This window comes from Leifsonia sp. Root1293 (assembly GCF_001425325.1).
Taxonomy (GTDB): Bacteria; Actinomycetota; Actinomycetes; order Actinomycetales; family Microbacteriaceae; genus Orlajensenia.
This window is the reverse complement of the sequence record NZ_LMEH01000001.1, coordinates 1,346,748-1,371,858: the sequence shown is the minus strand read 5'-3', so window position 1 is coordinate 1,371,858 and position 25,111 is coordinate 1,346,748. Positions and strand designations below refer to the sequence as shown.

Sequence of the window (25,111 nt, the reverse complement as noted above, 5' to 3'; positions counted from 1 at the left end):
ACCAGCGCGTCGCTCTCGCGGGTGGCAGTTTCACCGGCATCATCAGCGCTGGCGGGCGCCCTTCATGACCCGAGCGAGAAGGACCATCGGGCCGGCCATCGAGGAGAACTCGGCACCGGTGCGGGGCAACTGCATCAAACCGGTCGATCGGGACACCGTGACGGCATCGACGAATCGGAGGAGGCCTTCGCGTCCGTTTCGACGACCCAGTCCCGACTGCTTGATCCCGCCCATGGGGGCGTCGACCGTCGAGAACGATCCCCGGTATCCCTCGTTGATGTTCACGCTGCCGGCATCGATGACCGAGGCGACGGCGCGAGCTCGCGAGGTGGAGCCGCTCATGACGGACGCATTCAGCCCGTAGTCGGAGTCGTTGACGGCGATCACGGCCTCATCGTCGGTGTCGACCGTGTAGACCGAGACCACCGGACCGAAGGTCTCGCCGGCTGCACAGGCCATGTCGTCGGTGACATCCGTGAGCACTGTCGGCTCGTAGAAGTACGGACCCAGGTCGGGGCGCGCCCTGCCTCCAGCGAGCACGGTTGCGCCCTTCGCGACGGCGTCGTCGACGTGAGCCTGCACGCGTGCCAGCTGCGCCGCACTGGTGAGCGACCCGACGTCAGTCGAGTAGTCGAACGCCGAGCCCAACCGCAGCGACTCGACGCGGGCTGCGAACGCCTCGGTGAAGGCGCGGGCGACGCCACGCTGCACGTAGATGCGCTCGACCGAGACGCAGAGTTGCCCGGCCGAGGCGAAGCATCCGTATGCGGCATCCGCAGCGGCTTTGAGGGGATCGACGTCGTCGAGCACGATCATGGCGTTCTTGCCGCCGAGCTCGAGGGAGGCACCGACGAGTCGCTCTGCCGCTGCGACGGCCACACTGCGGCCTGTCGCCGTCGACCCGGTGAAGCAGATGTAGTCGGCGTTCGCGGTGACCGCGCCGCCGATGACCGGACCGTCTCCCGTCACGACCGACCAGAGCTCGGGCGGGAGGCCGGCATCGATGAATGCGCGACGGAGAGCGAGCACGCTCAGAGCGCCCTGGTCGTCGGCCTTCTGCACGACGCCGCAGCCGGCAGCGAGTGCCGGAACGACATCCATGGCGGCGAGGCTGAGGGGGAAGTTCCACGGGGTGATGATGCCGACGACGCCCTTCGCCCTGTAGCGCACCGTGGTGTCGACGATGAGGGGAAGCGCGGATCGGCGGCGGCCGCCGCGCAGGGCCTTCGCAGCCGACAGAGCGTTGTAGCGGGTGACGGTGGCCGACTGGAAGACCTCCTCGAACGCCTGTCCGCGGGTCTTGCCCGTCTCGGACTGCAGGATGTCGAGGAGTTCATCGCGGCGCTCGAGGATCACGTCGTGCGCCCGGAGGAGCACGGCGCGGCGGGCGGCGAAGCCGGCACGGGCCCACGCCAACTGGGCGAGCCGAGCACGGGCGAAGGCGTCAGCGACGTCATCGGGCGTGCTCACGGGAAGTTCATGGAGCACCGTCCCGGTGAGCGGGGCGATCACTGTCTTCGAGGCGCCCGACGTCGAGCAGACGTCGGCGTCGAGGTCGTTCAGGATCGCGAGATCCGGCATCGTTGCGGGCATTGCGCCATTCTAGGACAACTGACCCACTTCATCGGTTACTCTTCGCAGGCCGCATCCGGGAGGAATCAGCCCGCGTCGATGCGCCGCATCCGCCACGAGGTTCACTCACGTTCGCTCGCTGTCGGCCGGCGCCCGAAACGGCGGATACACTGCCGCAATGATCGCAACGCCGCGGGTGCTCACGCGCACCACCGTCGCAGGGTATGCCGCCGGATCCCTGGGGACCGGCGGCTTCGCCACGCTGCCGGGACTCGTCCTGGTGTTCTACCTGACGGACACCCTCGGTGTCGCGGCACTGATGGCCGGCCTGCTCGTCACCCTCGCGAAGGTGTGGGACGTGATCATCGACCCGCTCATCGGCGCGTGGAGCGATCGCTGGCTGCTGCGCACGGGAAGCCGACGCGGCTTCATGCTGCTCGGAGCATGCACGCTCCCGTTGTTCTTCGTCATCACCTTCTCGGTGCCGGCCGGCATTCCGCCGCTCGCCGCCGGGATCTGGGTGTTCGTGGCCTTCCTGCTCACGGCCACCTCCTTCAGCCTGTTCCAGGTGCCCTACATCGCCCTTCCGGCTGAGATCGCCGACACCTACGACCAGCGCACGCGCCTGCTCACCTGGCGCGTCGTGGTGCTCACGCTGGCCATCCTCCTGTTCGGTGCCGGCGGGCCGGCGCTCCGCTCGGTCACCGATGACGAGTACGTCGGCTACATCGTGATGGCCGTCGTCGCCGGCGTCGTGATCGGCCTCGGAATGCTCGTCGCCGTGTTCGTGTCGGTTCCGCGGCGTGGTCGAGGCCAGGCCGTCACGACCCAGACGCCGACGCCGACGGATGCGGCATCCGGCGCAGCGCCCGACAAGGTCTCTCTCCGCCGGTACTACGCCGAGGGCTTCGGCGCCCTGCGGCGCAGCCAGCCGTTCCGCGCCCTGCTCGCCACGTTCCTGCTCCAGGGACTGGCGACCGGCATGATGCTCGCCGCCGCCAACTACGTGGCCGTGTGGGTGCTGCACTCCGACGACGCGCTCACCTTCCTCTTCATCGCCCTCATCGCTCCGGCGCTGGTGTTCGCACCCCTCTGGGGAGCGATCGCACGACGGATCGGCAAGGAGCGCAGCTACGTCTACGCGAGCACGCTCTACGGCATCGCAGCGCTGTCCCTGATCGGGATGCTCTGGGCTCCGTCCGGCTGGGTCTACCTGCCCGTTGCGCTCGCCGGCGCCGGCTACGCCGGAATGCAGTCGCTCCCGATGGCGATGCTCCCCGATGTCATCTCCCACGACGCCGTCACCGCGGGGCCGGGACGAGCAGGGACCTTCGGCGGCATGTGGACCGCCGGGGAGACCACGGGCATGGCTCTCGGGGCGACGGCGCTCTCGGTCGTGCTCGCGGTCACCGGCTACGTGCAGTCGGCCGGAGCCGAGGTCGTCACCCAGCCGGCATCCGCCGTCGCCGGAATCGTGGTGAGCTTCAGCGTCGTTCCCGCCGTCATCATCCTCGCCAGCATCCTGACCCTTCGGGGCTACCGCCTGCGCCGAGGGGACATCGACCTCCTCCGTTCATCCAGCTCCGACGAACTCGCACCACAGACAGGACAGTGAGAGCGTGACCGCCTTCGCCCAGAACCCGACAGACATCCTCGACCGACTGGCCGAGCTTCGGCGAGCGGATGCCCCGACCCACGGTGGTCGTGTGCTCTCCTACGTCTACGATTCAGGACTCGCCGAGCTCGACGAGCTGGCGGCCGCCGCGATCCGTGCCGTGCAGCCCCTCAACGGCCTCGACCCGACCACCTTCACCTCGATCGCGGTGATGGAGCGCGAGCTCATCGGCTTCGCCCGCGACGTGCTGCATGGTGACTCGGACGTGGTCGGCACCATCACCACCGGCGGTACCGAGAGCTGCCTGCTGGCGGTGAAGACGGCTCGTGATGTCTGGCGCGCCGCCGGTGGCACCGGAGTGCCCCGCCTGCTCGCGGCGACGACGGTTCATGCGGCATTCCACAAGGCCGCCCACTACTTCGGTCTGGAACTCGACCTGGTGCCCGTCGACCCGGCGACGGGTGCTCCTGCGGTCGAGGCGATCGCCGCCCGACTGGATGCATCCGTCGCCCTCGTCGTCGTGAGCGCTCCGTCGTACCCGACTGCCACGTTCGACCCCATCGCCGAGGTCGCCGCCCTCGCCGCCGAGCGAGGCGTCGCATGTCACGTCGACGCCTGCATCGGCGGTTTCGCTCTGCCGTGGTGGCGCGGCGGCGAGCTGTCGGCCTGGGACTTCCGGGTGCCGGGAGTCACCAGCATCTCGGCCGACCTGCACAAGTACGGCTACGCGCCCAAGGGCGCCTCGGTGCTGCTGCAGCGCGGTCGCGATCGGCAGCGGATGCAGTACTTCGCGACGACCCGGTGGATGGGATATCCCGTGGTCAACCCGACGATGCTCGGATCGAAGTCGGCCGCACCGCTCGCTGCGGCCTGGGCCATCGTGCACGCCCTGGGCGCCGACGGCTTCGCAGCGCTCACGGCCGCGGCCGAACGGGCGACCGTCGCCCTCGTCTCCGTCGTGGACGGCATCGACGGCCTGCGCGTGGTCGGCGACCCCGTCGGCCCGCTGTTCGCCGCGGCTGCCGACGAGTCCGTTCCAGCCGACCGCCGTATCGACCCGCACCGGTGGGCGGATGCGGTTCGCCGTCACGGCTTCATCATCCAGCTTCAGCCCGGCCTCACTCAGGCCGATGGCACGCGGGTGCCTCACACGACGCACCTCACGATCACGCCGGTGACGGAGGGGCAGCTTCCGGCTCTCACGGCTGCACTCGTTGCCGCCGCCGATGAGGTGCGCGGAGTGCCGCGGGCGTCGGCCGACGGCATCATCGAGGCTCTCGGCCCACTCCTGGCCGCGTTCGGCGGCGCACTGCCCGACTCCGAGCAGTCGGCCGGGCTGCTGGCCGCCGTGGGCATCGGCGCCGGCGAAGCGGGGCTCCCTGCCGAGCTCGCTCCGCTGCTCGCGCTCATCGAGGCGTTGCCGCCGGCACTGGCCGAGCGCCTTCTCACGGAGCTGCTGGCGCGCCTGGTGGAGCCCGTCTGAGCAGACGGTACGAGGATGATCTCGATACGCGACCGACTGCGTCGGGCGCTACTCGATCACCGGGTTCCCGCGGAGCGAGCCGCCGCATCGAGGCCACATCTCAATCGCCGCAGACCGTAGTGATGTACTCGTACACCTCAGCCTTGACCGTGGGCGGCAGGGGCAGCAGGTAGCGCCCCTCCCGACCCGTCGACGTCGTGGCATCGATCACGAGCACGGTGCCGACCTTGTCGTCGGCCAGCGCATGCGGATCGCACCGGGTCGGCCGCATCGGCAGCGTGATGTCCCGCACCGCGGATGCCGCATCCGCAGTGAATCCGAGCGGCCAGCCGTCTGCTCCGTCGGCCGGTGACATCAGGGTGGTGGAGCGCACTCCCGTGAACGTCGCGCTGCCGGTCCCACCAGTCGGGGTCAACGTCAGGTCGATGAAGGCCTCGGCGTCGGCGCCGCTCCCATCGACGCGCAACGCCGTGGGTGGCGCGATGGCCACGACGTCATCGACGTCGTTCACGAGGCAGCCCTCGCGCAACAGCCTGTCGACGGTGTTGTTCGGGTCGGTGGGCACGAGCGACAGCTCCGTCGGTTCTGCGTCGGGAGAGCCATCCGTCACCATCAACTCGATGGTTCCGATCTCGCCGGTGCCGTCGGCGGCAGCCGAGTCGCAGGCCAGGGGAGGGATGGGGGACCGCAGATCGATGCGCTGGCCGGCGGCGAGCGTCACGGATTCTCCGGTGCGCTCGGCCGCTTCGGCGAACCTCGGCGATGTGTAGGCGGCATCGACGATGGTGAGCGGGCCGTCTCCGGTGTTGGTGATCGCCATCGAGAACACGCCACGGGTGTAGTCCGTGCGGCCTTGAACGATGGCTGCCTCGGCGCTGAAGCTCGGCGGCGACGCCGACGGCGGGGGAGCCGCGCCGCTGCAGCCGGACAGCACGGATGCCGCCAGTGCGATGACTGCGACGATGAGCGGGCCGCGCCCATCTCCCATGCCGCCCACGCCGATTCCGGCGACTTCACGACGACGCAGGCGGGTCACGGTGCTACCTCGGCGAGAAGGGCAGTGGGCGCCCGGACAGGTTGCGCGAGCGAGTGGCCAGGGTGTCGGCGACCGCGCGGATGGCGCGGCTCGCCGGTTCCTCCGGGTGAGCGAGCACGACGGGCTCTCCGGTGTCACCGCCACTCCGTAGTGCGATGCTGAGCGGGATCTGAGCCAGCAGGGGCACGTCGGCTCCGCTCGCCGAGAGCCGTCGGGCCACCTCGGCTCCTCCACCCGAGCCGAAGAGCTCGAGCACGCTGCCGTCGGGCTGCGGGAGGCCCGACATGTTCTCGATCACGCCGTAGACGTGCTGGCCCGTCTGCCGGGCGACGAGCGCGCTGCGTTCGGCGACGTCGGCGGCTGCGGGCTGCGGAGTGGTCACGACGATCACCTCGGCGTGCGGCAGCAGCTGTCCGATCGAGATGGCCACATCGCCGGTGCCGGGTGGCAGATCGAGCAGGAGCACGTCGAGGTCGCCGAAGTAGACGTCGGTGAGGAACTGCTGGATGGTGCGGTGCAGCATGGGACCGCGCCACGCGACCGCGACGCCGGAGCCGTCGGCCCCCGGCTCGACGAACATGCCGATGGAGATGACCTTCACCCCGTGAGCGACGGGCGGCAGGATCATGTCGCCCACCTGCGTCGGACGGGTCGCCCGCTGGACGCCGCTGGCCGCATCCGTCTCGACGAGTCCGAGGATCCCCGGGATCGAGAAGCCGTGAACGTCGGCGTCGACGATGCCGACCCGGAGACCTGACTCGGCCAGGGCGACGGCGAGATTGGCCGTCAGGGTCGACTTGCCGACGCCGCCCTTACCGCTCGTCACGAGGTAGACCCTGGTGAGCGATTCGGCCGTGAACGGGATGCCGCGCTTCGCCTTGCCGCCACGGAGTTTCTCGGTGAGGGCGGTGCGCTCCTCCCGCGTCATGATCGTGACGTCGACGGATGCGAGCCCCGGGCCCACGACCGCCTCAGCGGCCGCCAGCACGTCGCGCTCGATGCGGTCTGCCGCTGGGCATCCGACGATGGTCAGCTTGATGCCGACGTCGACGCCACCGTCAGCGCGAGCCATGACGCCGCCGACCATGTCGAGCTCGGTGATGGGCTTGCGGATCTCGGGATCGATCACGCTCGCGAGTGCGGCCAGCACGCGGCCCTCGAGTGCGGGATCGGCGGTCGCGTCAGCGGGCATTCGGCTCGGCGTCCGTCGTCTCGTCGTCGCGGTCGTCTGAGCGCTCGTCGAGCTGCTCGAGCAGGGCGCGGAGTTCGGAGCGGATGAAGTCCTTCGAGGCCATGTCGCGCATGGCGAGCCTCAGGGCGACGACCTCGCGCGCGAGGTATTCGGTGTCGGCGAGGTTGCGCTCGGAGCGCTGGCGGTCCTGCTCGATCTGCACGCGGTCGCGGTCGTCCTGGCGGTTCTGCGCGAGCAGGATGAGGGGAGCCGCATAGGAGGCCTGCAGGGAGAGCACGAGCGTCAGGGCGATGAAGCCGAGCGAGATGGAGTCGAAGCGCCACGACTCCGGAGCGAGGGTGTTCCACGCCATCCAGGCGATCACGAAGAGGGAGAGCCCGAGGAGGAACCAGGGTGTGCCCATGCCGCGGGCGACGCCCTCGGTGAAGCGCCCGAAGCGGTCCTTGGAGGCGCGGTTGCGCTTGGCGGAGTTGCGCAGTCCCTTCGGGGCGTCGAGACGCTGGTCGGATCGGCTAGCGCGTGCCATTGGCGTTCCTCCTTCCGTTCTTCTGAGGCTGGCCCTGGATCGGGATGCTGCCCGTCTTCAGCTGCGCACGGGCGGCCGCGCGTCTCGAGACGTGGTCGTCGTCGGCGTGAGATCGCCAGTCGTCGGGGAGCAGGTAGTCGAGGATGTCGTCAATGGTCACCACCCCGACGAGGCGATGGCTGTCGTCGACAACCGGAACCGACACGAGGTTGTAGCTCGCCAGGATGCGCGAGACCTCGGCGGCGGATGCGTCGACGGTGACGGGGTCGAGCCCCTGGTCGAGCAGCGTGCCGAGGCGTTCGTGCGGGGGATAGCGCAGCATCCGCTGGAAGTGCACCATGCCGAGGAACCGCCCTGTCGGCGGTTCGAAGGGCGGGAGGGTCACGCAGACCGCCGCGCCGATGGCGGGGGCGAGCTCATGGCGACGGATGAGCGCGAGGCCCTCCGCGACGGTGGCATCGGCCGACACGATGATCGGCTCGGTGGTCATCAGGCCACCGGCGGTGTCGGGCGCGTAGCTGAGCAGCATGCGCACGTCGTCGGCCTCTTCGGGCTCCATCAGCTCGAGCAGGTGCTCGCCGCGCTCCTCCGGCAGCTGGGCGATGAGGTCGGCGGCGTCGTCGGGCTGCATCTGGTCGAGGACGTCGGCGGCGCGGTCGTCGTCGAGGCGGCCGATGATCTCGACCTGGTCGCTCTCGGGCATCTCCTCGAGCACGTCGGCGAGCCTGCCGTCAGACAGTTCCTCCGCCACCTCGTGGCGGCGTTCCTGGGGAAGGTCGAGCAGAGTGTTGGCCAGGTCTGCCGGCTTCATCTCGGAGTAGGTGGCGATGAGCTGCTCCGCGGACTGCGCCTCGCCGACGACGGCGCTCTCGCGTACCTCGCGCCAGCTCACGAAGGCCGTCGTACCCTTGGCGAACGGGGAGCCGCCGCTCTTGGGGCGGCGCACGAAGAGCTGGCTGACCTGCCACTCGTTCGGAGCGACCTCTTCGATCGCCACGTCTTCGACAATGGCCTCACCGGAGTCGTCGGCGAACAGCACCCGGCGTCCGAGCATCTCGGCGATCACCCGCACCTCACCGCCGCGCTGCTCGAAGCGACGCACGTTGATGAGTCCGGTCGTGATGATCTGGCCGGCGCTGATGCTGGTGACACGGCCGATCGACACGAAGACGCGGCGCTTGCCGGGGATCTCGACGATCAGGCCGACGACTGTCGGGGCATCCGCGCGCCGATAGACCACGAGCACGTCGCGCACCTTGCCGACCCTGTCACCCGCGGGGTCGAAGACGGCGCACCCGGCCAGCCGGGCGACGAACACTCTCGTGGCACTCACGAGACAAATCTATGCCCTCGAGCCCCGCTCGGTCGCCGCCGCTTCGGTTCGTGCTCCCCGCTCGCCTCACGAGCGGCGTGGGAGAATCGAGAGCATGAGCAACCAGAATCCCTTCGCTGGTCGCCGACCGGCCACGTCGCCCGTGCTGCCGCGCGGTGAGATCGTGGCGACGTACGAGACCTACGCCGAGGCCCAGAACGCCGTCGCCGTGCTGGCGCGCGCCGACTTCCCGGTGAAGTCGCTCTCGATCGTCGGCAACGACCTGAAGACCGTCGAGAACGTCACCGGACGCATGACCTATGCACGAGCAGCCCTCGCAGGAGCCGCATCCGGAGCCTGGCTCGGCGTCTTCTTCGGACTCCTGATGTTCATCTTCGTGGCGACGGGGGTGGACCTGGCCCTGGTGCTGGCTGCAGTGCTGATCGGTGCCGGCTTCGGTATGCTGTTCGGCATCGTGACCTACGCCGTCAACCGCCGACGCCGCGACTTCACGTCGACCATGCAGGTGATCGCGACGAACTATCAGGTGATCGTCGACGGTGCCCTGGTCAATCGTGCTCGCAACGTGCTCTCGGGCGCGACGGATGCCGCCGAGGAGCCCGCGGCGGACCAGCAGACGGAACCGCAGCCCGGCGATCCTCTGCCGGCCGACCCCGGGATGGACGAACCGCGCGCGACTTGAGTCAGCCGCGCTTGGCGGCGATCCAGGCCTCGACCTCGTCGGCCGTGCGCGGGATGCCGGCCGAGAGGTTCTCGGCGCCGTCAGCGGTCACCAGGATGTCGTCCTCGATGCGCACGCCGATGCCGCGGAACTCGGGCGGAACCGTGAGGTCATCGCTCTGGAAGTAGAGGCCGGGCTCGATGGTGAAGACCATGCCCTCCTCGACGACGCCGTCCTTGTACATCTCGCGACGCGCCTGCGCGCAGTCGTGCACGTCGATGCCGAGGTGGTGGCTCGTGCCGTGCACCATGTAGCGGCGGTGGTGCTCGTTGTCGGGCTTCAAGGCCTCCTCGGCGCTCACCGGCAGGAATCCCCACTCGGCGGTGCGCTTGGCGATGACCGCCATGGCGGCGGCGTGCACGTCTCGGAAGATGATGCCGGGGCGCACGATGGCGAACGCCGCATCCGCAGCCTCGCGCACGGCCTCGTAGACGAGGCGCTGCTCGGCGCTGAACCGGCCGCTGATCGGCAGGGTGCGGGTGATGTCGGCTGTGTAGAGGCTGTCGACCTCCACGCCGGCATCGAGGAGGATGAGCTCACCGGGCTTCACTGCGCCGTCGTTGCGGGTCCAGTGCAGGATCGTGGCATGCACTCCGGATGCGGCGATCGTGTCGTAGCCCACGGTGTTGCCGTCGAGCCTGGCGCGCGTGTTGAAGACGCCCTCGACGATGCGCTCGCCGCGCTCGACCGACGTGGCGCGATCGAGCTCGCCGAGCACGTCCTCGAAGCCGCGCTGCGTGGCGTCGACGGCGAGGCGCATCTGCTCGATCTCGTAGGAGTCCTTCACCAGTCGCATCTCGCTGAGCACCTCGGCGAGCTTGGCGTCTGGGGCATGCTCGCTGCCGACCTCGATGCTGAACGCGCTGTCCGAGGCGTTCGTGGAGAGCGCCTGCTCGGCCGCGAACCGCAGGCGTGCGTCATCGACGTGCTCGGCGATGGCGGCATCCGCTTCACGCACCAGGAGCGTGGCGGTGTCTACCGACCTGATGACGGCCTCGAGATCGGCGATGCCCTTCGTGGTCAGGGCGAGGTCGCCGGCCACCTGGGCGAGCGACGGCCGCGGGCCGATCCAGAACTCGCCGATCTCGGGGTTCGCGTAGAACTCGTCGGAGTCGCGGCCCGCGCGCTCCCGGAAGTAGAGGGTGACGTCGTGGCCGTCGGCCGTGGGCTCGAAGACGAGCACGGCACCGGGCTCGGAATCCGACCCCCAGCCGGTGAGATAGGAGAAGGCGGAGTGCGCGCGGAACGGGTAGTCGGTGTCGTTCGAGCGCTGCTTGGGGCTTCCGGCGGGAATGATCAGGCGCTGCCCGGGGAAGGCCGCCGACACCCTGGCGCGGCGTTCCGCGGCGAAGCTCGCCTGTTCGCGCGCAGCCGGTACCGATTCGATGCGCTCGGCCCACTGGCCGCCGATATACGCCTTGAAGCCCTCGGACCCGGGCGTCGTCGACCGGTTCGACGTGGCGCGGGGAGCCTCGGTGGTCGCCTCGGGTGTCTCAGCGAGGTCGTTCTCGGGGCGTGCGGATACAGAGGTGTCGGTGCTCGTGGCCATGTCTGACATTCTCGCACCGCTCGCCGGCTGGCGGGTGGTGGGCGTCAGGATCGAGTGAGCGTCGACACGATCGGTCGGTGATCGCTGCCCACCGAGTCCAGGCTCGTGATGACCTCGAAGGAGACGGCCGTCCAGTCGTCGGTGGCCATGACGTGGTCGATCGGGGAACCGAGCTGCATCGGGATGTCGCTCGGCCAGGTGCCGAGGGCGGCGGCTCCGTTCACGGCGGCCGCATCGTGGCATGCGCCGAGCACGCCGCCATCCGTTCCCCGTCCGATCATGTGGTCGAGAGTCGCGTTGAAGTCGCCGGCCATGATGACGTCGCCGTCCGCCCCGCATTGCGCCGCGAGCCAGTCGAGGTCACTGCGCCAGTTGGTCATCTCCCCGCGCAGCGGCGAGACGGCGTGCACGGCGACGATGGTGGGACCGTCACCGGAGTCCGGTGTGGCAACGACCGTCGGAGAGACGTTTGTGTTGCCGGGAGGGCCGGTGCCGCCGGCCGACTTCACCGTGTACTCGCCGAGGTCGGGGCTGATGAGCACCGCGGTCGAACGCGCCTCGTAGATCTCGCTGAACGACAGGCCGAGGGCCCACATCGGGCTGCCGCCGTCTCGCATCAGCTCGGCGACCTCGGTGGCGAAGGCATCGGTCGTCTCGGGCAGGGAGACGATGTCGGCACCGCGCTCGAGGGCGAGCTGGGCGACCTGATCGGCGCCAGGGGAACCGCCCAGGGTGTTCCAGCTCAGCACGGTGATGGTGTCCGCCGCCGTCTTCTGCTCCGCGGATGCCGGTTGCTGGGTGAATCCGCGGACGGCCAGGATGCCCGCGTTCGCGACCGCGAAGACGAGCAGCACCACGGCGAGCAGCACGGCGGTGCGTCGGAGAGGACGCACGAGCGCCAGCAGCGCCAGCACGATGGCCGCGGCGACGGCGCCGATGGCGAGCAGTGCACGCAGGGCGATGAGCTGCGCCACGACCAACTGGTCCTGCAGACCGAACCATGCCGGCCACACGAGCACGAGAGCGAACAGCACGGCGACGAGCGCGACGACGGGGGCGACGAGACGAGCGACCATGGCCAGCTCACCCTAGGCGAGAACGCTGGGGGGATGCCCGAGGCACGCGAGAGGCTGTCGGCCGGGCGACTAGCATTCGAGGATGACGAACGCTGCTCCGATCGACGACATCCCCATCGATGGGGACGGCATCCGTCTCGGGCAGTTCCTGAAGCTCGCCGGGCTCCTCGACTCCGGTGGAGACGTGAAGGAGGCGATCGCCAACGGTGACGTCACCGTGAACGGCGAAGTGGATCGTCGCCGTGGGCGGCAGCTGCAGCACGGAGACGTCGTCAGCTTCGAGGGGCACAGGGTTCGCGTCTCGTCGTGACGGGACCGATGGCACCCCGTTCCGCCGGCATTCCGGAAACCGCAGCCGGACGACGGCTGGAGCACGGTTCCGCGTAGTCCGTCGATGTGCTGCTCGTCCCAGGTCGTGAAGGGGTCGTCGCCAACCTCGGCCATCAGAGGTTCGGATGCCGGACACGACGGCGTAGGTCATGCGGCATCCAATCACGCGCCGGAAGGTCTATCAAGGGCGGGGGAGCATGATGGATCCATGCCCGCCACCCACCGTCCCGGCCTCAAGGTCGACGCCGGACTCACCATCCCCGAGTCCGAGCTGTTCTGGCGCTTCTCGCGGTCGTCCGGTCCTGGCGGTCAGGGCGTGAACACGGCGGACTCCCGGGTGGAGCTCGTCTGGGATGTGGCGGGGTCGGCCGTTCTCACGGCCGTCCAGCGAGAACGGCTCGCGGAGCGTCTGAGCGGTCGCCTGGTCGACGGGGTCCTGACGATCGCGGCATCCGAACATCGAGCGCAGGTGCGCAACAGGGATGCCGCCCGAGCCCGCCTGGCGGCCATCGTGGCCGAGGCGCTGCGACCGCCTTCCCCATCGCGACGGCAGACCAGGCCGACTCGGGGTGCGACGGAACGGCGCCTGGAAGCCAAGAAGCGGCGCACCGACGTCAAGCGACTGCGCCGGGCGCCGGACGACTGACCGAGAGCCGACTGATCCGAGAGCCGGCCGTCCCGGCGCGACCCCCGCCCCGTCCTAGCATGGGGGGATGCAGCGATTCCGTGGTCCGATCGACCTGCACGCCCACTCGAGCGTGTCAGACGGAACCGAGTCGCCCACCCAGCTCGTACGGCAGGCGGCAGAGGCCGGACTCGGCACCGTGGCGATCACCGACCATGATGCGACGTCGGGCTGGTCTGCTGCGTCGCTCGAGGCGCAGCGGGTCGGAATCACCCTCATCCCCGGCATGGAGCTCTCGACGCAGGTGCAGTTCTCCAGCGTGCACATGCTGGCCTATCTCTTCGATCCGGCCAACGAGGCACTGCAGATCGAGACCGCCCGCATCCGCGCCGCGAGACTCACGAGGGCCGAGGAGATCGTGCGACGCATCTCGCGCGACTACGACCTCACCTGGGACGACGTGCTGGCCCAGACCACCCCGAACGCCACGGTCGGACGGCCGCACATCGCGGATGCCCTCGTGGCGAGGGGGCACGCGCCGAACCGGTCGGACGCCTTCGCCGGAATCCTGCACTGGCGCCGGGGCTACTATCAGCCGCACTACGCGCCCGATCCCCGAGAGGGCGTGCGCCTGGTTCGCGAGGCCGGGGGAGTGCCGGTGCTCGCCCACCCGGGAACACGCGGTGCCGAGGCCGTGATCCCGGCTGAACGGCTGCGTGTCCTCGTCGACGACGGCCTGTTCGGCCTCGAGATCGATCACCGCGAGAACATGCCCGATGCGAAGGCGCGGCTCAGAGAGCTCGCCAAGCGCTTCGGCCTGCAGATCACGGGGTCGAGCGACTGGCACGGCTCGGGCAAGCCGAACCGACTCGGGGAGAACACCACTGCTCCGGATGTGCTCGAGAAGCTCATCGCCGAGGCCACGGGCTTCTCGCCGGTGTACCCGGACGCATGCTGATCGAGTAGTGCCCGACGAAGTCGGACACGTATCGAGATCAACCCGGGCTTGCGCTCCTCGGATGTGGCCTCGATACGCGTCCTCGCTGCGCTCGGTCGCTACTCGACCAACTGGCGCGCTACTGCGGAGTCGATGCCGGGCGCGGGCCGCGACGACGACGGCGACGCGGGGCGCTGTTCCCGTCGTGGTGCTCGTGGCCCTGGCCATCGTGGGTGCCGGCCGCGATGTTCGTATCGGCGGCTGCAGCATCCGTCGATCCCTCCGGCGAGCCCGAGCCCGAGGCCGGAGTGGTCGTCGAGGTACCCGGTCCCGAGCTGCCCTGGCCGCCGCGCGTGCGACGACGGTTGCGGTTGCTCGAGCCCTCGGAGGAGCCGGAGCCCGAGCCGGAACCCTGCTGACCAGATCCCTGACGGCCGGAGCCCCGGTTCTCGCCAGCAGCGCGCGGCGCAGTCTCCTTGACCGGGGTGGCCTTGAGGCGCCCCTTCGAGCCGGCCGGGATGTCGAGGTCGCTGTAGAGGTGGGGCGACGAGGAGTAGGTCTCGACGGGCTCTGGCTGGTTCATCTCGAGCGCTCGGTTGATGAGGGCCCACTTGTGCATGTCGTCCCAGTCGACGAACGTCACCGCGATGCCCGTCTTGCCGGCGCGGCCGGTGCGACCGGCGCGGTGCAGGTAGGTGTCGTGGTCGTCGGGCACGGTGTGGTTGATCACGTGCGTGACGTCGTTGACGTCGATGCCGCGGGCTGCGACATCCGTGGCGATCAGCACGTCCTTCTTGCCGGCCTTGAAGGCGGCCATGGCGCGTTCGCGCTGGTCCTGGTTGAGGTCGCCGTGCACGGCGGCAGCGTTGAATCCACGGTCGTTGAGCTCCTCGACGAGCTTCGCGGCAGCGCGCTTCGTGCGGGTGAAGATGACCGTCTTGCCGCGGCCGTCGGCCTGCAGGATGCGCGAGACGACCTCGTCCTTGTCGAGCGAGTGCGCCCGGTAGACGACGTGCTTGATGTTCGCCTGGGTGAGGCCCTCGTCGGGGTCCGTCGCACGGATGTGGATGGGCTTGGACATGAAGCGACGCGCCAGAGCCACGATCGGGCCGGGCATGGTCGCCGAGAACAGCATGGTGTGGCGGGTCGGAGGCGTCTTGGCGAACAGCTTCTCGATGTCGGCGAGGAAGCCGAGGTCGAGCATCTTGTCAGCCTCGTCGAGCACCATCTCCGTCACGTTGCCGAGGTTGAGCAGGCGCTGCTGCGCGAGGTCGAGGAGGCGGCCCGGGGTTCCGACGACGATCTGCGCGCCGGCCTTGAGCTGCTCGACCTGTCCTTCGTACGCCTTGCCGCCGTAGATGGCGACGACGGTGGTGGCCCGATTGCTGGTGGCCAGTTCGAGGTCCTCTGCGACCTGCACGCAGAGTTCGCGCGTGGGGACGACGACGAGCACCTGGACACCGGGCTCCGGGTTCAGGCCGATGCGCTGGATGATGGGCAGTCCGAAGCCGAGGGTCTTGCCCGTTCCAGTCTTCGCCTGGCCGATGATGTCCTGGCCGCTGAGGCCGAGGGGGATGGTCTGCTCCTGGATGGGGAACGGTTCGATGATGCCCTGGGTGGCGAGGGCGTCGACCATGTCCTGGTCGATCTGGAGATCTGCGAAAGTCACGTGTGCCTGTCAGTACTTGAAGAGGAATGCGCCGTTTTCGTGAAAGGCGCACGGCTGGGATCCGATGCCCGCAGCGCGACCAGTCTATCCGGGCGGTCTCATCTAGGCTGTCAGGCGTGATGAAGTGGTTCCCCCAGAGTCGACGGCGCACCGAGGCGCCCCGACGGCAGCCCAGAGCGGCCGCTGTCGCGACGACCAAGGTGGAGTTCGGCGAACTCACCCCAGAGACCCTCCCGTTCCTGGGCCAGGCCGCCTACATCCAGCTCGAGCTGTTCGAGAACCTGGCGCGCGCCATGGCCACGGCACCCACGCTGGCCGACAAGGCGGGTCTCAGCACGGCCGCCCGCTTCACGCTGCGCAAGCACCACCGTCTGGCCGAGGAGATCCGTGCCCTCGACGAGGAGCCCGCGCTCGTCATGGCGCCGTTCGCCCCGGCCATCGACGCCTTCCGCGCCGCGACGACCGGCGCCACCTGGCATGAGCTGATGATCACCAACCTCATCACGGCGGGCATGCTCGACGACTTCTTCATCAGCCTGTCGGGATCGCTTCCCGACGGTGTCGGGTCGAGGGTCGCAGCCATCCTGTCGCGTCGTCCGCGAACGGATGTCGTCGCCGACGCCCTCGCCGCGGCCATCGTGGCCGATCCCCAGCTGGCATCGCCCCTCGCCATGTGGGGGCGTCGACTCGTGGGCGACACCCTCCTGGTCGCGCGCTCGGCACTCCGCGAAGCGAAGGCGCGGGGCCCTGTGGATCAGAGCATCGAGCCGGCCTTCACCGATCTCATCGCTGCGCACACGCGCCGTATGGACAGCCTCGGCCTGACGGCCTGAGCCTCTCCCGCACGACGAAACGGGCTGCGCCACCGTTCGGTGGTGCAGCCCGTTTCGAGCGATCAGTGAGCTGTCGCCGCTGCTCCGGTGAGCTTGGCCAGCAGCGCCGCGTCGGTCTGAACACGGTGGCGCCCGATGGCGAGGTCGGCGACGACGACGGCGATCACCGATGCGCCGAGGCTGGCCCACCAGATCCAGCCGCCATCCCACGCCCAGCCGAGCCAGGTCAGCGCGACCCAGACCACAGAGGCCACCACAGCACCGACGGCGGGGATGAGCACCGAACCGTGTTCATCCCGGTGCGGCAGGGTGTAGCGGGCGATGGTGCCGAAGATGGCTCCGCCGAGGAAGACGAAGAGCAGCTCCATGTCAGCCGACGAATCCGATGCGACGGGCCTCGTCGCTTCCGAGTTCGACGTAGGCGATGGTCGCCGTCGGAACGATGTACGTGGTGCCCTTCGAGTCGAGGAGCTTCAGGTAGCCGGTCTTCTCGGCGAGGGCGGAGGCGACTGCCGACTCGAGCTCTGCAGCAGGCTGGCTGGTCTCGAAGCTGATCTCACGAGGGGAGTTCTGGATGCCGATGCGGATTTCCACGTTTGAGTGCCTTTCGTTGCGTCTCGGCTCAGGTTACGACAGATCGACCACGGCGCTGCGCGGGTTCACTGTCGGCGGAACCGCTTAGCGTTGTAGGCGTGACGATCACGGGATTCCAGAGCACCGCCGCGAGCGCCGCATTCGCTGCAGCCCTCGTCCCGGCGACCGATGAGGTGTTCCTCGATCCAGCCCAACTCGCCGTTCTCGCCCTGCCGGAAGGCCGTTCTGCCGCCGTCATCGGAGCACCGGGTTCCGGCAAGACCACCCTCGTCGTCGAGCTCGTCCGCGACCGCATCCGTCACCGCGGCTACACGCCCGCAGAGGTGCTGGTGCTCGCCGCGACCCGCGCATCGGCGACGCGGCTGCGCGACCGCATCGGACTGCGGGTCGGGGTGCCGACCAACGGACCGCTCGCTCGCACGGGCAACTCGCTCGCCTTCCAGATCGTGCGTGGGGCCTCGACGGATGCCGAGAATCCCGTGCTGCTCACCGGTGGCGAGCAGGACCAGATCATCGCCGAACTGCTGGCGGGCCATCTCGAGGACGGCACCGGGCCGAGTTGGCCCGACCCGCTCACGCCCGAGGTGCGGGGACTCCGCGGCTTCCGCACCGAACTGCGCGACCTGATGTCCCGCTGCACCGAGTACGGGGTCTCGCCTGCGCGTCTCGCCGGCCTGGGCCGTGAACTCGAGCGGCCGGAGTGGGTGGCCGCGGCGGAGTTCCTTCGCGAGTACGAGATGGTCACCGACGCCTATCGCTCGCGGGCCTTCGACTCCGCGTCCCTGGCCCAGGAGGCTGCGGCGACGGTGCTGGAGGCGCCGGCCGGAGCGGCGGCATCCGCCACACTCGGCTCGCTGGCGACACTGAAGCTGCTGATCGTCGACGACGCGCAGGAGCTCACGCGCTCCACCCTGGCGCTGCTGCGCCGGTTCGCCGAGCGCGGCGTCGCCATCGTCGCGGTCGGCGACCCCGATGTGAGCACGGGCTCGTTCCGCGGCTCCCATCCCGATGCCCTCGGCAGGCTCGCGCACCATCTCGCGCTCGATTCCGTCGACACCATCGTGCTCGACACAGTGCACAGGCACGGATCCGACATCCGCAGCATCGTGGCGGCCGTCTCAGGTCGCATCGGAACAGCCGGCACCACCGGGCGCCACCGTCGGGCCGGAGCCGCCGAAGCCTCGGACGCCGCCCTCGATGGGAGCGCGGAGGTCAGCGCGTCCGCCGGCGCGTCCATCGGCGCGCCGCCGGCAGTGCGCGCCCGGATCGCCGGAAGTCCGGCACAGCAACTCGAGCTCATCGCGCGCTCCCTGCGTGAACGCCACGTCTTCGACGGGGTCGCCTGGTCCGACATGGCCGTGATCGTGCGCAGCGGGTCGCTCGTCGAGCCGCTCTCCAGGGGTCTCGCCGCCCTCGAGGTTCCGACGACTGTCACCACCGCCGGATCGGCACTCCGCGATGAACAGGTCGTGCGCGCCTTCGTGCTCGCCCTCGATGTCGCCATGGGCCGCCGTCAGCTCGATGCGACCGCGGCCGTCGACCTGCTCTCCGGGGTGCTCGGGGGTCTCGACCCGATCTCCCTCCGTCGCCTGCGTTCCGCCCTCCGGCGGGAGGAGCTCGCGGCCGGAGGCGCACGCGGTGCAGACGAGCTTCTCGTCGAGGCGCTCGATCGCCCCGGTGGGCTCGCGACGATCGACACGGCAACCGCGAGGCGGGCGGCCCGCCTGGCGGAGAGCGTGCGCGCCGCCTCAGCCGAGGCCGCCGCAGGCGCCACCATCGAGGAGCTGTTGTGGGGCCTGTGGCAGCGCAGCGGTCTCGAGCGCACGTGGACCACCCAGGCCAGGGAGCCGGGCATCGCCGCCGACGAGGCAGACCGCCACCTCGACGTCGTCGTCGCCCTCTTCGCATCGGCTCAGCGGTTCGTCGAGCGGGCACCGCTGGCACCCCCTGCCCTGTTCCTCGACGAGCTCACGGCCCGTGACGTCGCCGAGGACACCCTGGCGCCGCGTGCCGTCGCCCAATCGGTCACGGTCTCCACGCCGACGGGCGTCGTCGGCCGTGACTTCGAGATCGTCGTCGTCGCGGGCGTGCAGGAGAACGTCTGGCCCGACATGCGGGTGCGAGGCACACTGCTCGGCTCAGGCGATCTGCCCGCCGCTGTCACGGGAGCATCCGCCGACACCACCGATGCCCGCACGGCAGTTCTGCACGACGAGCTGCGCCTGTTCGCCCAGGCCGTCTCGCGCTCCCGCCGGGAGCTTCTCGTCACAGCGGTGAGCGACGAGGACCAGGCGCCGTCGGCGTTCTTCTCCCTGCTCCCCGAGCCCGACGACTCGCCTGCAGAGCGGCATCCGCTCTCCCTCCGCGGCCTGACGGCACGTCTGCGCCGCACCTTGACCACCGAGACCGACCCGCTGCGCAGCAGGCAGGCGGCCTTCGATCTCGCCCGGCTCGCAGCGGAGGACGTCGCCGGTGCCGACCCCGTCGACTGGTACGGCATCGCCGACATCTCCACCGAACTCCCGCTGCACCACCCTGACGGCGGCGACGGGCCCGTTCGGGTCTCGCCGTCGCGCATGGAGGCCTTCGAGACCTGCGAGCTGCACTGGCTCATCGACCAGCTCGGTGGTTCTGCTCCGAACACGGCGTCCAGCCTCGGCAGCATCATCCATTCGGTCGCGGAGCATGCGACACCGGAGTCGGACATCACCCCCGACGGCCTGCTGGCCAGCGTGCGGGAGCGCTGGGAGGAGATCCCGTTCGAGTCGGAGTGGCAGTCCGGGCTGGAGTCGGCGCGAGCGGCTGAACTCACCGAGCGCCTCTCGGCGTACCTGCGCGACTTCCGCTCGGCCGGTGGAGAACTGGTGCAGGCGGAGGGCGGCTTCTCGTTGCCCGTCGGTGATGCCGCGGTGCTGAACGGCAAGATCGACAGGGTCGAGCTGCGGGGCGGTCTGCTCTACATCGTCGACCTCAAGACCGGACGCAGCGAGCCGACGAGCGACGACGCCGTCGCGGAGCACGCCCAGCTCGGTGCGTACCAGCTGGCCTACGCGGCCGGAGCGCTCGGCGAGCTTCCCGACGCTCCTCTCGGCGGCGCCAGGCTGGTGGTCGTCTCCAGCGGCACGCGGTCCCAGCCGTGGCGGCAGCCGACCCAGGCTCCCCTCGACGACGAGCAGCTCGCGGCCTTCCAGTCCCGTGTGGAGGAGGATGCCCGGCGCATGGGCGGCACCACGTTCATCGCCCAGATCGGATCGCACTGCGTCGATCCGTACTCCCATGGTTCGTGCCGCATCCATATCGTGGGGTCGGTGAGCTCATGACCGACGTCACCCTCGACGGTCTCGGCGACGAGTTCGCCCCCGTGCATCCGGCAGGGCTCGAGATCGCACCCGACGATCTCGCCCGCCGCGTCGGCGACGCCTTCTCGCCGACCGCGGAGCAGTCCGCGGTCATCCGTGCCGACCTCTCGCCGACCCTGGTCATCGCCGGAGCGGGCAGCGGCAAGACCGAGACCATGGCCAACCGCGTCATCTGGCTGCTGGCGACGGGTCGCGTGCGCCCCGAGCAGGTGCTCGGCCTCACCTTCACGCGCAAGGCTGCCGGAGAGCTGGCTGAACGCATCCAGCGCCGCATCGGCCGGCTCGACGAGAGCGGCCTGCTTCCCCGAAGCGGCGCCATCGGAGCGACGGCATCGGATGCCGGGGCGAACTCGCTCTTCGACCGCCCGACCGTGTCGACCTACAACGCCTTCGCGAACAGCATCTTCCACGACAACGCCGTCATCCTCGGCCGGGAGCCGGAATCGCAACTGCTCAGCGAGTCGTCGGCCTGGTTGCTCGCACGCAGGGTCACGGTCGAGCACGGCGACGACCGTCTGGTGCGCATCGGCAAGCGTGTGGATGACGTCACGGACGCCGTTCTCCGTCTCAGTCGCGCTCTCGCCGAGAACGAGGCCGACGCATCCGAGGTGCGGCGCTTCGGACAGGAGTTCCGTCGCCTCGCCGAGCTGCCGTACAACGAGAAGACCGGCGCCGCCAAGCAGTACGCCGACGTGACAACCGCCCTCGCCCACGTCGAATCGCTCGACGTGCTCCTCGATCTCGCGGCTCGCTTCGACGCCGAGAAGCGCAGGCTCGGACTCGTCGAGTTCTCCGACCAGGTCGCCCTGGCCAGGGCGGCGTGCGAGCGCAGCCCGCGGGTGGTCGATGGCTACCGCGACCGCTACAAGGTCATCCTCCTCGACGAGTACCAGGACACCTCGGTCGGACAGACCCGATTGCTCTCGACCCTCTTCGCCGGTCAGGGCGTGATGGCCGTCGGCGACCCCCACCAGTCGATCTACGGATGGCGGGGCGCCAGCGCCGACAATCTCAGCCGCTTCGCCTCCGACTTCGTGACCGACGGGTCCGGGGCAGAGACGCTCAGCCTGTCGACGAGCTGGCGCAATCCCACCGTCGTGCTCGACGCGGCCAATCGCCTGGTCGAACCCCTGACCGCCGTAACGACGGTCGGCGTCGCCACGCTCTCGCCCCGCCCCGATGCCCCGACGGGAGTGCTGACGGCGTCGTTCTCCGAGCAGATGGTCGACGAGGCCGATGCTGTCGCCGAGTGGTTCTCCGCCCGGCTGGACCCGTCTCTTCCCGAGGGCGACAGACCGACCGCTGCGATGTTGTTCCGGGCGCGCCGCCACATGGAGTTCTTCGCCGAGGCGCTGCGGCGGCGGGGCATCCCGTGCCACGTGCTCGGTATCGGCGGCCTGTTGTCGACGCCCGAGGTGGTCGACCTCGTTGCGACCCTGCGGGTGGTGCACGATCCAGCGGCTGGGTCGTCCCTGCTGCGACTGCTCTCCGGAGCCCTGTTCCGCATCGGGCCCCGCGATCTCGCCGAACTCGCCCGCGTGGCCGCCTGGTTGCAGAGCCGGGACTGGCAGCAGAAGGACGTCGGTGACGAGGTGCGGCGGGCGCTGCGTGAATCCGTCGCCGTCGACGACGCGGCATCCATCGTCGACGCACTCGACTTCGTCTCGACGGCTCCGGCCGAGCACCGCCAGCTCACCGGGTTCAGCGATCTCGGCCTCTACCGCCTGCGAGGTGCCGGCGCCCGACTGGCGTTCCTGCGATCCCGTGTCGGGCTCGCGCTGCCCGACTTCGTCCGGCTCGTCGAACAGGAGCTACGGCTCGACATCGAGGTGAGCGCCAACGAGCGCAACGAGCGCGGCATGGCGAACCTCTACGCGTTCCACGACGAGGTGGCCGCCTTCGTGGCCGCCGACGAACGCGGAACCCTGGGGAGCTTCCTCGCCTGGCTCGATCGCGCCGAGAAGGCCGACGACCTGGGTCCTCGAAGCGATCCGGGTGAGCGCGGCGTCGTGCAGCTGCTCACCATCCACGGCTCCAAGGGTCTGGAGTGGGACTTCGTCGTCGTTCCGGGCATGACGGAGGCCGGCCTGCCGAGTGCACCACGGGAGGGTGGCGGCTGGGTGTCGTTCGGCCAGCTGCCCTACGAGTTCCGCGGCGACAGGCTCGAACTGCCCGTGCTGCCCTGGCGAGGCGTCGCCACCCAGCAGCAGTTCCGTGACGAGTTCGTCGCGTTCAAGGCCGCCCTGGCGGAGCGCAGCGCCCTCGAGGAGCGCCGGCTCGCCTACGTCGCCGTCACCCGTGCCCGCGAGCAGCTGCTGCTCACAGGCTCGTTCTGGGCCGACGGCGTGCGCCCCAAGCAGCCCAGCCGATACCTCCGCGAGCTCGCGGAGGTCGGCATCATCGCAGAGCTTCCCGACGCCCCGGAGAACGAGGAGAACCCGTCCGATCGCGCTGATCGCACGGGGGAGTGGCCGTTTGATCCCCTCGGCACCCGCCGGGGACGTGTCGAGCAGGCCGCTGATGCCGTACGCTCGGCCGCCCGGGAGCGTTCGCGCAGCCTCGTGCACCCGGCGACGCCGTGGAGCCGTGACATCGACCTGCTGCTCGCCGAGCGCAGCCGGCGGGCCCAGCCCGAGCCCGTCGCCCTGCCGGCCCGAATCCCGGCGTCGCGGTTCAAGGACTACGTCGATCGGCCGGGGGAGGTCGCGGAGGGTCTGCGCAGGCCGTTGCCGCAGCGTCCTTATCGCGCGACGCGACTCGGGACGCTGTTCCACAGCTGGGTCGAACACCGCTCGGCTGGCGTCGGGTCCTTCGATCTTCTCTACGTGTCTGCCGATGAGTCGGATGCCGACACCATCGTCGACGCCGTGGACGCGACGCCCGAGAATGACCGTCTCGCCCACCTGCAGGCGACCTTCGAACGGTCGGAATGGGCCGATCGCGCGCCGGAGGACGTCGAGATCGAGATCCACCTGGCTCTGGCCGGCCAGGTGTTCATCTGCAAGCTCGACGCCGTCTACCGCACCGAGACCGGCTACCAGGTCGTGGATTGGAAGACCGGACGAGCGCCGACCGATGCCCGCGACCTCGAACTCAAGCAGACCCAGCTGGCCCTCTATCGACTCGCTTACGCGCGCTGGAAGGGCGTCGATCCGTCCACCGTCGATGCGGTGTTCTACTTCGTGGCCGACGACGTCGTCGTGCGGCCGGAACGCCTCTACGAAGAGGAGGACCTTCTCGCGCTGTGGTCGTCGGTCTCGTCGGAGGCCCGGCGTGAGCCCGACCGGGCTTCGAGGCCGGCGTCGAAGGCCGCCGTCGCGTCGGGATCGTCGTCGGATGCCGCATCCGACGCCTCGGCGTCATCGTCCATCGAGAACAGCTCGATCGGACCGGTCTCCGAATCGTCGTGAGAGGCGAACGGCTCACCCGTCTTCGACAGGGTGTGCCACGCCGGCTTCTCGGGCTCGCCGTAGCTCTCGAGCTCGAAGGACGACTGGTCGTAGCTGTCCGTGTGCATCTCGGCACCCCCGCCGCGGCGGAGTTCGGTGCGGGGCGTGTCCTGCAGCATGGCCTCGACGTCGGAGACCGCCATCACCGGTCCGGTGAGCGGTGAGATGGGGTTCATGACGTCGGCGTGCACGCTGTCGACCAGCCCGTCGAGCATCGCGATGGCATCGGTGATCACGCCCTGATCGTGGGTCTCGACACCGTGCAGCAGCCACCGCGCCAGCTCGAGCTCGGCGTAGAGCATCGCACGCTGGGTGATCAGGCGATCGGATGATGATCCTCGCCCTGAGGTGTAGGCGGCGATGGCTGTCTCGGCGGCCTCGCCGCGCGAGGCGAGCAGCCAGTGCAGATCGCGGGCGCTGTCGCCCACCCGCAGACCGGACCAGCCGACGATCGACGACACCGCGTCGTCGGAGACCAGCAGGGAAGCGGCACTCAGCGTGCCGTTGATCACGACGGGAGCGAACTGCCAGAGGCTGTCATCGTCCGTCGCCTCCTCCCAGCGTCGAAGGAGAGCGGCCGGCAGATGCCCCGTGTCGGCAGCGCGGCCGACCAGGGTGATCGTGGCCGCTCGAGCATCGGGGGCCGACTGCATCGGCAGGCCAGCGTCCGAGATGAAGGAGGTGGGCAGCGAGTGCACTGCCGCGATGGCACGGCCGACGCTGGCGGCGAGGCCGGCGTCGGAGGTGAGGCGGTCGAGGCTGACCGGATGCCCCGGAAGGAAGCCGTAGGCGAGGGCCCGCGTGCCGTTGATCGGCGCCTGGCCGAGGTACTCGGGCACGTCGAACGGCAGGCGGCTGCGCACGCCCGTCGTGAGTGCACGCAGCGCGACGAGGTCGGCAGCCTGCTCCGTCTCAGCGGCCTGGCTGCGCGGCATCCGCACGATGACCTCGCGGCCGTCGCGCGCCGTCACCACGGCGGAATCGAACTCGCCGTGGCCGGATCCGGTGTGACTGCGTGCTGACTGCACATCGAGACCGGGAACGGCTGCGGTGGCCAGCGCGGCTAGAGTGAGATGGGTTCGGGCCATGCCTTCAGGGTACGTCCTCGTGCTTCGGCTGCGGCCGACCGCCACGCCTTCGCCGAGAGCCTCCTTTCCGTGCTTTCAGCGCCAGACGTGACGACGACGGACCGAACAGCAGCGCGGAGAACGA

At 69.7% G+C, this 25,111-nt stretch carries 19 protein-coding genes and 1 pseudogene; 9 read left to right on the top strand and 11 right to left on the bottom strand.

From position 1 onward, the window contains the following. Positions 1 to 42: 42 nt before the first annotated feature. Entirely contained in the window at positions 43 to 1,593 is a 1,551-nt protein-coding gene (locus ASC59_RS06390; RefSeq protein WP_055819744.1) for a succinic semialdehyde dehydrogenase, read from the bottom strand. 157 nt (positions 1,594 to 1,750) lie between these two features. Here ASC59_RS06390 and ASC59_RS06385 point away from each other — a divergent pair, with 157 nt between their 5' ends. Continuing rightward, positions 1,751 to 3,187, top strand: a complete 1,437-nt coding sequence (locus ASC59_RS06385) for an MFS transporter (protein WP_055819741.1) — start codon at positions 1,751 to 1,753, stop codon at positions 3,185 to 3,187. Positions 3,188 to 3,191: 4 nt separating this feature from the next. Then, positions 3,192 to 4,670, top strand: a complete 1,479-nt coding sequence (locus ASC59_RS06380; RefSeq protein WP_055819739.1) for a pyridoxal phosphate-dependent decarboxylase family protein — start codon at positions 3,192 to 3,194, stop codon at positions 4,668 to 4,670. A gap of 100 nt (positions 4,671 to 4,770) precedes the next feature. Here the strand turns inward: ASC59_RS06380 and ASC59_RS06375 are convergent, their stop codons facing one another. Genes ASC59_RS06375 through ASC59_RS06360 form a run of 4 tightly spaced genes read right to left on the bottom strand, consistent with a single transcriptional unit; the run spans position 4,771 to position 8,757 of the window. Continuing rightward, a complete protein-coding gene (locus ASC59_RS06375) occupies positions 4,771 to 5,706 on the bottom strand; it encodes a hypothetical protein (RefSeq protein ID WP_055819734.1) in 936 nt (311 codons plus the stop codon). 4 nt (positions 5,707 to 5,710) lie between these two features. Further along, complete coding sequence (locus ASC59_RS06370) at positions 5,711 to 6,898, bottom strand: Mrp/NBP35 family ATP-binding protein (protein WP_055819731.1); 1,188 nt, start codon at positions 6,896 to 6,898, stop codon at positions 5,711 to 5,713. Further along, positions 6,888 to 7,424 carry a DUF1003 domain-containing protein gene (locus ASC59_RS06365; RefSeq protein WP_055819729.1) on the bottom strand — a complete coding sequence of 179 codons (537 nt, stop codon included), beginning with the start codon at positions 7,422 to 7,424 and terminating at the stop codon, positions 6,888 to 6,890. Before ASC59_RS06365 ends, ASC59_RS06370 begins: the two co-directional genes overlap by 11 nt. Beyond that, complete coding sequence (locus ASC59_RS06360; protein ID WP_055819722.1) at positions 7,411 to 8,757, bottom strand: magnesium transporter MgtE N-terminal domain-containing protein; 1,347 nt, start codon at positions 8,755 to 8,757, stop codon at positions 7,411 to 7,413. Before ASC59_RS06360 ends, ASC59_RS06365 begins: the two co-directional genes overlap by 14 nt. Positions 8,758 to 8,851: 94 nt before the next feature. Here ASC59_RS06360 and ASC59_RS06355 point away from each other — a divergent pair, with 94 nt between their 5' ends. Next, positions 8,852 to 9,439 carry a general stress protein gene (locus tag ASC59_RS06355; protein WP_055819719.1) on the top strand — a complete coding sequence of 196 codons (588 nt, stop codon included), beginning with the start codon at positions 8,852 to 8,854 and terminating at the stop codon, positions 9,437 to 9,439. Between the two features lies 1 nt (position 9,440). Here ASC59_RS06355 and ASC59_RS06350 read toward each other — a convergent pair whose 3' ends face one another. Together ASC59_RS06350 and ASC59_RS06345 are read right to left on the bottom strand one after the other, a co-directional pair. Next, entirely contained in the window at positions 9,441 to 11,027 is a 1,587-nt protein-coding gene (locus ASC59_RS06350) for an aminopeptidase P family protein (RefSeq protein ID WP_055819716.1), read from the bottom strand. Between the two features lie 44 nt (positions 11,028 to 11,071). Next, positions 11,072 to 12,103 carry an endonuclease/exonuclease/phosphatase family protein gene (locus tag ASC59_RS06345; protein WP_055819712.1) on the bottom strand — a complete coding sequence of 344 codons (1,032 nt, stop codon included), beginning with the start codon at positions 12,101 to 12,103 and terminating at the stop codon, positions 11,072 to 11,074. A gap of 82 nt (positions 12,104 to 12,185) precedes the next feature. Between ASC59_RS06345 and ASC59_RS06340 the strand changes: the two genes are divergently transcribed. The 3 genes from ASC59_RS06340 (at position 12,186) to ASC59_RS06330 (ending at position 14,016) form a co-directional block, all read left to right on the top strand. Continuing rightward, positions 12,186 to 12,413, top strand: coding sequence for an RNA-binding S4 domain-containing protein (locus tag ASC59_RS06340; protein WP_055819708.1), 228 nt, complete (start codon positions 12,186 to 12,188; stop codon positions 12,411 to 12,413). Positions 12,414 to 12,641: 228 nt separating this feature from the next. Beyond that, positions 12,642 to 13,079, top strand: coding sequence for an alternative ribosome rescue aminoacyl-tRNA hydrolase ArfB (arfB, locus tag ASC59_RS06335; protein WP_055819704.1), 438 nt, complete (start codon positions 12,642 to 12,644; stop codon positions 13,077 to 13,079). A gap of 67 nt (positions 13,080 to 13,146) precedes the next feature. After that, positions 13,147 to 14,016 carry a PHP domain-containing protein gene (locus tag ASC59_RS06330; RefSeq protein WP_055819701.1) on the top strand — a complete coding sequence of 290 codons (870 nt, stop codon included), beginning with the start codon at positions 13,147 to 13,149 and terminating at the stop codon, positions 14,014 to 14,016. 118 nt (positions 14,017 to 14,134) lie between these two features. Here ASC59_RS06330 and ASC59_RS06325 read toward each other — a convergent pair whose 3' ends face one another. Continuing rightward, positions 14,135 to 15,664, bottom strand: a complete 1,530-nt coding sequence (locus ASC59_RS06325; RefSeq protein WP_055819698.1) for a DEAD/DEAH box helicase — start codon at positions 15,662 to 15,664, stop codon at positions 14,135 to 14,137. A gap of 119 nt (positions 15,665 to 15,783) precedes the next feature. Between ASC59_RS06325 and ASC59_RS06320 the strand changes: the two genes are divergently transcribed. After that, positions 15,784 to 16,497, top strand: coding sequence for a ferritin-like fold-containing protein (locus tag ASC59_RS06320; RefSeq protein ID WP_235492695.1), 714 nt, complete (start codon positions 15,784 to 15,786; stop codon positions 16,495 to 16,497). Between the two features lie 62 nt (positions 16,498 to 16,559). Here the strand turns inward: ASC59_RS06320 and ASC59_RS06315 are convergent, their stop codons facing one another. Both ASC59_RS06315 and ASC59_RS06310 read right to left on the bottom strand, forming a co-directional pair. Further along, the gene (locus ASC59_RS06315; RefSeq protein ID WP_055819693.1) at positions 16,560 to 16,865 is read right to left on the bottom strand and encodes a hypothetical protein; all 306 of its coding nucleotides are present in this window, start codon (positions 16,863 to 16,865) and stop codon (positions 16,560 to 16,562) included. 1 nt (position 16,866) lies between these two features. After that, positions 16,867 to 17,091 carry a DUF3107 domain-containing protein gene (locus ASC59_RS06310; RefSeq protein ID WP_055819690.1) on the bottom strand — a complete coding sequence of 75 codons (225 nt, stop codon included), beginning with the start codon at positions 17,089 to 17,091 and terminating at the stop codon, positions 16,867 to 16,869. 98 nt (positions 17,092 to 17,189) lie between these two features. Here ASC59_RS06310 and ASC59_RS06305 point away from each other — a divergent pair, with 98 nt between their 5' ends. Both ASC59_RS06305 and ASC59_RS06300 read left to right on the top strand, forming a co-directional pair. Then, positions 17,190 to 20,411, top strand: a complete 3,222-nt coding sequence (locus tag ASC59_RS06305) for an ATP-dependent helicase (RefSeq protein ID WP_082513436.1) — start codon at positions 17,190 to 17,192, stop codon at positions 20,409 to 20,411. After that, the gene (locus ASC59_RS06300) at positions 20,408 to 23,860 is read left to right on the top strand and encodes an ATP-dependent DNA helicase (protein ID WP_082513435.1); all 3,453 of its coding nucleotides are present in this window, start codon (positions 20,408 to 20,410) and stop codon (positions 23,858 to 23,860) included. Before ASC59_RS06305 ends, ASC59_RS06300 begins: the two co-directional genes overlap by 4 nt. A gap of 398 nt (positions 23,861 to 24,258) precedes the next feature. On the opposite strand, the pseudogene ASC59_RS17755 reads toward ASC59_RS06300, so the two are convergent. Then, positions 24,259 to 24,987: pseudogene (locus ASC59_RS17755) on the bottom strand (phosphotransferase); the annotation flags it as partial. Positions 24,988 to 25,111: the final 124 nt, after the last annotated feature.

Coding starts and splice junctions, on each gene's coding strand:
- ASC59_RS06390 (WP_055819744.1), bottom strand. CDS start 1,593: ATGCCCGCAACGATGCCGGATCTCGCGATCCTGAACGACCTCGACGCC.
- ASC59_RS06385 (WP_055819741.1), top strand. CDS start 1,751: ATGATCGCAACGCCGCGGGTGCTCACGCGCACCACCGTCGCAGGGTAT.
- ASC59_RS06370 (WP_055819731.1), bottom strand. CDS start 6,898: ATGCCCGCTGACGCGACCGCCGATCCCGCACTCGAGGGCCGCGTGCTG.
- ASC59_RS06365 (WP_055819729.1), bottom strand. CDS start 7,424: ATGGCACGCGCTAGCCGATCCGACCAGCGTCTCGACGCCCCGAAGGGA.
- ASC59_RS06355 (WP_055819719.1), top strand. CDS start 8,852: ATGAGCAACCAGAATCCCTTCGCTGGTCGCCGACCGGCCACGTCGCCC.
- ASC59_RS06350 (WP_055819716.1), bottom strand. CDS start 11,027: ATGGCCACGAGCACCGACACCTCTGTATCCGCACGCCCCGAGAACGAC.
- ASC59_RS06345 (WP_055819712.1), bottom strand. CDS start 12,103: ATGGTCGCTCGTCTCGTCGCCCCCGTCGTCGCGCTCGTCGCCGTGCTG.
- ASC59_RS06340 (WP_055819708.1), top strand. CDS start 12,186: ATGACGAACGCTGCTCCGATCGACGACATCCCCATCGATGGGGACGGC.
- arfB (WP_055819704.1), top strand. CDS start 12,642: ATGCCCGCCACCCACCGTCCCGGCCTCAAGGTCGACGCCGGACTCACC.
- ASC59_RS06330 (WP_055819701.1), top strand. CDS start 13,147: ATGCAGCGATTCCGTGGTCCGATCGACCTGCACGCCCACTCGAGCGTG.
- ASC59_RS06320 (WP_235492695.1), top strand. CDS start 15,784: ATGAAGTGGTTCCCCCAGAGTCGACGGCGCACCGAGGCGCCCCGACGG.
- ASC59_RS06315 (WP_055819693.1), bottom strand. CDS start 16,865: ATGGAGCTGCTCTTCGTCTTCCTCGGCGGAGCCATCTTCGGCACCATC.
- ASC59_RS06300 (WP_082513435.1), top strand. CDS start 20,408: ATGACCGACGTCACCCTCGACGGTCTCGGCGACGAGTTCGCCCCCGTG.